Genomic DNA, 7,243 nt, shown 5'->3' on the forward strand with positions numbered 1-7,243 from the left:
TTTTTTTCTTCCCCATATTCTTCAACTCCACTCCCTCATTTTAACGATCAAAACTATCAGGATCTAATCCTAGCGATCGCAATTTTTCAGCTAGTTGTGCTGCTTTAAGTTCAGCTCGTTGGGCGCGAAGGCGTTCCTTTGCTGCTTCCTCTTGATATGTAGGGAACCATTCCCCATTAGCATCATACCAACGGAGCCACAAACCCGTAGTACCTTCAAATGCTCCTTGCCAAATTCCTAAGCCTAACTGCACTTCTGCCAACCACAATCTACTATCAGGTAAAGACAATTCTTGGTAACGAGTTGCCTCTAAACGAAAGACTCGCAATCGATTAGTATAACGATCAAATATAACATAGTAAGGAATCCGGAGAATTTGTTCGTAAACCTGCCACTTAGTTGGGGGTTTATTCACTTCCCTTAGCGTCTGTCCTAAATCTTCTTGTTCCGTAGTTGGAGAAAGTAATTCAACTACCATAAATGGAGCAATCCCTTCTTGCCAAACCAGGTAACTTAAGCGTAAATCCTCCTGTTGAGTAAACCGAGATACCCCCAAGACTAAAAACCAATCTGGGCGTTTATACCACTGAGGATGACGGGGATCGTAATAAAGGTTTAAATCACTAGCGATAAAAACTTGATCCAGGGGATGATTAGCAGGCTGACAGGTTTGAGTTAGTGCATCAGCTTGAATACGATGAAATTCGTCTGGCAAACCTGATTCTCCTACTAATTCACTGGGTAAATCGTACATCGTCGGCATAGTTTCCAGAGGCGATTTCGGGTGGAATTCCTCTGGTAAATTAAAATCATCTAATTCTTCACTGGGCAAATCGTACATCGTCGGCATTGTTTCCGAAGGTGGAAGTGGGGGATTAGTTTGATACATGGGCATCAAATGATGGGAACTAACTGGTACTATTGTATCTTTCATGCTAATCCCAGAGATGCAGGGTGTGCAGTCCCCAATATCAGTTGAAAAGCTAATTATTACGTTAGTGGGGACTGCCCACCCTACGGTATCATTTGCCTTTTATCCTTTATCCTTTTTAGTCATCGGGACTAACTCCGAGCGATCGCAATTGTTCTAACAACTGCTGCACCCGTTGACGTTCCTCAGCTAGAGCTATTTCCATCTCCTGGGCACGAAGGCGTTGCTCTTCAGCACGTTGGTGTTCCTCCTGGGCACGTTGGCGTTCCTCCTGGGCAGATTCTGCTAGTGTTGGAATCCAACCAGTCTCATCGTACCAACGGAGCCACAAACCATTTGTGCCCTGATAGCTACCCTGCCATAAGCCCAATCCCAGTTGAATTTCTGCTAACCAAAAACGTCCATCTGACAGGGATACAGCTTCGTAACCAGTACCATTTAAACGAAAAGCACGCAATTGATTTTCATAGCGATCGTAGATAACGTAGTAAGGAATCCTTAAAATCTGCTCGTATACTTCCCACTTTGTCGGAGGTTGATTAACTCTTCTGACTGTTTGCCCCAAATCTTCTTCTTCAGTGCCAGGAGAGAGTAATTCAACCACTAAAAATGGGTTAACTCCTTCCTGCCAAACAAGATAGCTCAATCGTAAATCTTGCTGTTGTTGGCAAGGAGAAATACCTAAAACTAGAAACCAATCAGGACGTTTATACCAGCCGAGATGACGGGGGTCATAATAGAGATTGAGATCGCTGGCAATAAAGACTCGATCTGTCTGCCAGTTAGGAGGTTGACAGGTTTGAGTTAGTGCATCAGCTTGAATACGGTGAAATTCGTCTGGCAAACCTGATTCTCCTACTAATTCACTGGGCAAATCGTACATTGTCGGCATGGTTTCCAGTGGTGATTTGGGGATAAATTCCTCTGGCACATTATGATTTTTTAATTCTTCACTGGGCAAATCGTACATCGTCGGCAGGGTTTTGGCAGACGGAGGTGGGGGATTATTTTGATACATGGGCATCAAAGGAGGGGAACTAACTAGTACTATTGTATCTTTACTGCTAATCCCAGGGTTCTTTGAGAAATTGGGGGGCAGGGGAGGCGTGTTGATTTTTGAATGGGTGACTTTTGACTTTCCCCTCCCCTCCTATCCCCCCTTCGCCGAATCACCTAATTGCAGAATAACGGAGTATATTGGGGTTAAACATATTCAAATTATTACAAAAAGAAGATTGAAGAAGAACAAAATCAAATGATGGCGCGAGATTTTTAGGTAAAGACTTCGGCACAATTCAAACAAAAGAAACCGATTACCGAACTACCAAACAGATTAAACGCAACAAGTTGTTGGCAGTTGCAAACAAAGCGATTTTAAGGGGTGACTCTGGACGCGCCGACCGAATTAAGCGCAATAATCTTGGTAAGATTAAATGGGACAATCGAGAAACATCCTTTAAAGGTAGGATTAAAACAATAGTTTTTACAGCTACTCAGGCGTTGATGTTAAGCGCAATTACAGTGGCTTATGAAGATTTAACTGAGCAAATAAAAAGCAAAAAGCCCATGAGAAAGCGCATGAAAAGAAACGTCTCTTCATGGTGCAAGGGGATTGTTGCTGATGCTCTCCAACAAGTTTCAACCCGTGTAGGTTGCACGGTTGTTAGTGTCAATTGTGGGTATACGTCACAACTTGACTCCAGATTTGGAACCCTAACGGGAACTAGATCTGGGGATAAGTTTACCGGACTTTCAGGGGGTCGTTATGCACTCAGATACTAATGCTGCTGACAACATTCTGGTAAGGATGGGGGACGTTGAAATCCCCCGCTACCTTAAACATTCAAGTGTTAAGGCAATCTTACAAGATCGAACTCAGAAGTTTTTGGACACCATCTACCTGCAATGGGATCAAGTGTTTGAAGCGATAACGGGTACGGATAAACCCCAGACTCTAGAACCTAAAAGACAACGGACGAGTAAGGTCAATCAGAGAGCGAATTATGAGCAACTAACGCTGTTTGACTTCGGTTGACTTCGTTACTTGTGTATCCCTTTACGCCAGATTCCGTTAAACTGTGGAATGGTTAATTCTATGGAAAGGACTAATGGAGATCGGACAAAAAGTTAAAGTCTGCCGTCTGAGAGATCGCGTATCTGGCGATATCGTTGGCAAGTTGGGGAAAATTGGGACTGTCAAAGACTTCAAGATGACGGATGGCAGCGGCGTGGGTGTCATTGTTCAGTTTGATGATAACTCCGCTACCTGGTTCTTTGAAGACGAACTCCAAGTGGTAAATTAACGTTAGTTGCCCAGCTATCTAATTTAGGGCTGGTAATGGCTGTTCCGTTCGTAGTAAGCGCTTTAGCGCTAAAGCGCCTACTACAAACTTAAACTACTAGTTCCTATGGCCTATTCCTGTCGAAAAACATTATGGCTTTGATTCTGACTTTTTTGGGCAAAGGGGGTACTGGTCGTACTACTATTGCGATCGCAACCGCCAAAAAACTTGCTGGCCTCGGTCAACGAGTGCTATTAGTTGGGCAAGATCCTACTCCTGCTTTCGGACTTCTCTTGGGGGCTTCCCCTGGTGCAGATGCGCAGGATGTGGGGGCAAATCTCCAAGCAGTCCAACTCCACAGTACTCTACTGCTGGAACGGAGTTGGGAAGAGGTGAAAAACTTAGAAGCCCAATATTTGCGATCGCCTATACTAAAAAATGTATTCGGACAAGAGTTGGGTATCTTACCAGGAATGGATACTGCTCTCGCTCTCAATGCTATTCGCGAATACGATAAGAGCGGGAAATATGACGCAATTATCTACGATGGCAGTGGTAACCAAGATACTTTGCGAATGTTGGGAATGCCAGAAATTCTCAGTTGGTATTTTCGTCGCTTTCGTCAGGTATTGACAGATTCGGATGTGGGTAAAACGCTCTCACCCTTTATTCAACCTGTTACTAGTGCAATTCTCAATGTATCCTTTTCGGGGGATAGTTTGGGGAAGTCTTCTAACAATGAGTCTGCTGAACTATTAGAACAGGGAAAATCCGCGATCGCAGATCCTCATCGCGTCGCCTCTTACCTAGTGACGACTGACAATCCTGCTGCTATTGCGACAGCTAAATATCTCTGGGGTAGTGCCCAACAAGTGGGGCTAACAGTAGGCGGTGTTTTACTTAACCAAAGCCAATCAACAGAAGCAATAGCCACAGAATTTGAGCCGCTTGAGGTAAATTCCCTCCCCAATTGTGCCACTCCTGCTGAATTAATAGACGCTTTACCAGATTTCAAACAGGCAAGAAAAGCACCCAGAGCGATTACTATAGATATACCTGCCCGTCAAGTCCGTTTATTCTTACCTGGCTTTGATAAAAAGCAGGTGAAACTCACCCAATATGGACCAGAAGTTACTATCGAAGCTGGAGATCAGCGACGTAATATTTTCTTACCTTCCCCACTCAATGGTCAATCTGTTAAAGGCGCAAAATTCCAAGATCGGTATTTGATAATCTCTTTCTAGTGTACCCAAGTTCGTAGTAGGCGCTTAAGCGCCTATTACCAGCCAAATCCAGTAACACAATGTTCAAAAAGTTAAAGAAACTGCGGATAATTTTGCTAGGTATTTTGGTGACAGGATTCATCAGTATCTTAAGTTGGTTGTTAGTAGATTCATTGACGTTTAAAATTCCAATTTTTGGGTTTCACAATATCATTGATGGCCAAGTTGAAAAGGAAAACTATCTCGACTATACCAAAACTGATTTAGCCAAATTTTTGACCCATATCGTTCAGGGAGATTACTGGGTTTTAGATACTAATGAACTCTATAAATACTTTCTGACTAAATCCCAACCAATACCTCCAGAACATATTGGTCAAAAACCTATTATAATTACCTTTGATGATGGGTATAAAAGTATGAGACAATATGTTTTACCACTTTTGGAGGAACTAGAAACTGAACCAAAAGCGGGAGAAACTGTAAAAGTAGTCTTGTTTCTGAACCCAAATTCCGTAAAGCGGGCAGAGAAAGGCGCATCTGATAAATACATGAATTGTCAGGATATCAGAGATGGCTTTACTAAAGGATATTTTGATATTCAAGGTCATGGGTATAGCCATAGAATATTACCAAAATTAAACGAAAAAGAGCTAATATTTGAATTGTCTGGAGGGAAAGAAATATTAAAAGGATGCCTCTCTGGTGTAGAGAATACAGACAAAATCGCCACCCACCTGGCTTATGCTTACAATAAATCTAATGGACGAGTGAGAGAATATACTGCTCGATATTATTTATCCGGATACTTGTATAATAATAGAACCCTGAAACTGGGTTGGTGGACTAACCCCTACCGAATTCCCAGGTTAAGGGCTTTTAGAAGCGATCCACCAGAAAAACTGATTCGATTGGCGCAAACTGCCTCAGAAATCAGATAATAACATAAGCTGCTAGTTAATAACCCAATCCATTGCTAAACCCATTGACAATTTAACCTATGTCTGATTCTCCCGACTCTACCTCAAATGAACGCAATGCCAAAACTCGGCAACTCCTAGGTATGAAAGGTGCTGCCCCTGGTGAAACTTCGATTTGGAAAATTCGCCTGCAATTAATGAAGCCCATTACTTGGATTCCCTTAATTTGGGGTGTTGTCTGTGGTGCGGCTTCTGCGGGTGGATATACTTGGAGTGTTGAAGATTTTTTTAAAGCCTTAACCTGTATGTTGCTTTCGGGTCCTTTGATGGCAGGTTATACTCAAACTCTAAATGATTTCTACGATCGCGAAATCGACGCTATCAATGAACCCTATCGTCCAATTCCGTCGGGGGCTATTTCGATTCCCCAAGTTGTCACCCAAATTTTGGTATTATTATTTGCTGGTATTGGTATTGCCTACGGGTTAGATGTTTGGGCAAATCATGATTTTCCGATTATGACTTGTTTGGCTTTAGGGGGTGGATTTTTAGCCTATATCTATTCTGCCCCACCATTAAAATTAAAACAAAATGGTTGGCTGGGTAACTATGCCCTCGGTTCTAGTTATATCGCATTACCATGGTGGGCGGGTCATGCTTTATTTGGGACTTTGAATTGGACGCTTGTGGTTCTCACCCTATTTTATAGTATGGCAGGGCTGGGCATTGCGGTAGTTAATGACTTCAAAAGTGTAGAAGGGGATAGTAAATTAGGATTAAAGTCATTACCTGTGATGTTTGGTATTGGTACTGCCGCTTGGATTTGCGTAGTGATGATTGATATATTTCAGGCGGGGATTGCTGGATATTTGATTAGCATTCATCAGAATCTATACGCAACAATTTTGTTGTTGTTAATTATTCCGCAAATTACCTTTCAGGATATGTACTTTTTGCGAGATCCTTTAAAGAATGATGTCAAATATCAGGCTAGTGCCCAACCGTTTTTGGTTTTGGGAATGTTGGTGGCTGGTTTGGCATTGGGGCATAGTGGTATGTAGGGAATAACTGTAGCAAGTTTGTAGTAGGCGATTCATCGCCTTCAGGAGCAAGTTTGTAGTAGGCGATTCATCGCCTTCAGGAGCGATAAATCGCCTACTACGAACAAGATATGCCAAGTATTTTTGGTGTTGGAAATGTTGATAGCAGGATTAGCGTTAGGGTATAGTGGAATGTAGGATTTAGCGATGAATTTGTTAAGCTATCAAAACCGGAGAACTTTTTCCTTAAGTCTGCTATCCTTTTTGCGATCGCATTTGACATCGACTATGGCTCAAAGCAGATTAAACTAATATTTTTGCTTCCTCACTAGGGAAGAACCCCAAGTCCACGATCTCCCGATCGGGAGTAGACAGTTTTCCCCTCACCCCCCACCCCTCTCCTCAAAAGAAAAGTAATTTACATAACGTAACAAATCATCAAAGGCTGAAAGTGCCTTAACTTCGTTAAATTTATTAAGATTAATTCTCAATACTTGACGAGATTGCGTCGTTTCAGCTATCATAGTCTGATAATCCGAAGGAGGGCTAATGACCTTTTTGCGATTTGACACAGAATTGCCATCACCACTAAGATTTCGGGTAAATGTGAGAGTAAGTTATTTTTAATCGGGACATTGACTGGGGGATAACTTGTGACTTCCAGATAATTGAATTGATTAAATATCTTAACCTTAATCTCAATTGGGCGGTTGAAACCGCATCTACACAAACAAAACCCGCCTGCGCGGGTTAGTCTAAAGCCGCCTTTTAGTCTGCGCAGGCAGACTTTGCTTGTGTAGCGGCGAATTCATTCGCCCTGGCTTGTTGAAACTGGTGCAAGTTATCA

7 protein-coding genes are annotated in these 7,243 nt (G+C 42.5%); 5 read left to right on the plus strand and 2 right to left on the minus strand.

The genetic code is table 11. From position 1 onward, the window contains the following. Nucleotides 1–40 precede the first annotated feature (40 nt). Together NJ959_RS23170 and NJ959_RS23175 are read right to left on the minus strand one after the other, a co-directional pair. The gene (locus NJ959_RS23170) at nt 41–889 is read right to left on the minus strand and encodes a Uma2 family endonuclease (RefSeq protein WP_373693700.1); all 849 of its coding nucleotides are present in this window, start codon (nt 887–889) and stop codon (nt 41–43) included. Between the two features lie 160 nt (nt 890–1,049). After that, the gene (locus NJ959_RS23175; protein WP_373693701.1) at nt 1,050–1,949 is read right to left on the minus strand and encodes a Uma2 family endonuclease; all 900 of its coding nucleotides are present in this window, start codon (nt 1,947–1,949) and stop codon (nt 1,050–1,052) included. A 747-nt stretch (nt 1,950–2,696) separates the two neighbouring features. On the opposite strand from NJ959_RS23175, the gene NJ959_RS23180 reads away from it, so the two are divergent. The 5 genes from NJ959_RS23180 to chlG all read left to right on the plus strand — a co-directional run bounded on the left by NJ959_RS23180 (nt 2,697) and on the right by chlG (nt 6,417). Then, a complete protein-coding gene (locus tag NJ959_RS23180) occupies nt 2,697–2,966 on the plus strand; it encodes a hypothetical protein (RefSeq protein WP_254014110.1) in 270 nt (89 codons plus the stop codon). 73 nt (nt 2,967–3,039) lie between these two features. Beyond that, complete coding sequence (gene petP / locus NJ959_RS23185; RefSeq protein ID WP_254014111.1) at nt 3,040–3,234, plus strand: cytochrome b6f subunit PetP; 195 nt, start codon at nt 3,040–3,042, stop codon at nt 3,232–3,234. Nucleotides 3,235–3,365: 131 nt separating this feature from the next. Beyond that, complete coding sequence (locus NJ959_RS23190; RefSeq protein WP_254014112.1) at nt 3,366–4,457, plus strand: Get3/ArsA fold putative tail anchor-mediating ATPase NosAFP; 1,092 nt, start codon at nt 3,366–3,368, stop codon at nt 4,455–4,457. Between the two features lie 59 nt (nt 4,458–4,516). Further along, a complete protein-coding gene (locus tag NJ959_RS23195) occupies nt 4,517–5,377 on the plus strand; it encodes a polysaccharide deacetylase family protein (RefSeq protein WP_254014113.1) in 861 nt (286 codons plus the stop codon). Between the two features lie 59 nt (nt 5,378–5,436). Next, nucleotides 5,437–6,417 (plus strand): chlorophyll synthase ChlG, encoded by a 981-nt coding sequence (gene chlG / locus NJ959_RS23200; protein WP_254014114.1) that lies wholly within the window; start codon nt 5,437–5,439, stop codon nt 6,415–6,417. Nucleotides 6,418–7,243: the final 826 nt, after the last annotated feature.

This window comes from Limnofasciculus baicalensis BBK-W-15, from assembly GCF_024178385.1.
In the GTDB taxonomy this organism is placed as follows: Bacteria; Cyanobacteriota; Cyanobacteriia; order Cyanobacteriales; family Coleofasciculaceae; genus Limnofasciculus; species Limnofasciculus baicalensis.

Coding starts and splice junctions, on each gene's coding strand:
- NJ959_RS23195 (WP_254014113.1), top strand. CDS start 4,517: ATGTTCAAAAAGTTAAAGAAACTGCGGATAATTTTGCTAGGTATTTTG.
- chlG (WP_254014114.1), top strand. CDS start 5,437: ATGTCTGATTCTCCCGACTCTACCTCAAATGAACGCAATGCCAAAACT.
- NJ959_RS23190 (WP_254014112.1), top strand. CDS start 3,366: ATGGCTTTGATTCTGACTTTTTTGGGCAAAGGGGGTACTGGTCGTACT.
- NJ959_RS23180 (WP_254014110.1), top strand. CDS start 2,697: ATGCACTCAGATACTAATGCTGCTGACAACATTCTGGTAAGGATGGGG.
- NJ959_RS23170 (WP_373693700.1), bottom strand. CDS start 889: ATGTATCAAACTAATCCCCCACTTCCACCTTCGGAAACAATGCCGACG.
- petP (WP_254014111.1), top strand. CDS start 3,040: ATGGAGATCGGACAAAAAGTTAAAGTCTGCCGTCTGAGAGATCGCGTA.
- NJ959_RS23175 (WP_373693701.1), bottom strand. CDS start 1,949: ATGTATCAAAATAATCCCCCACCTCCGTCTGCCAAAACCCTGCCGACG.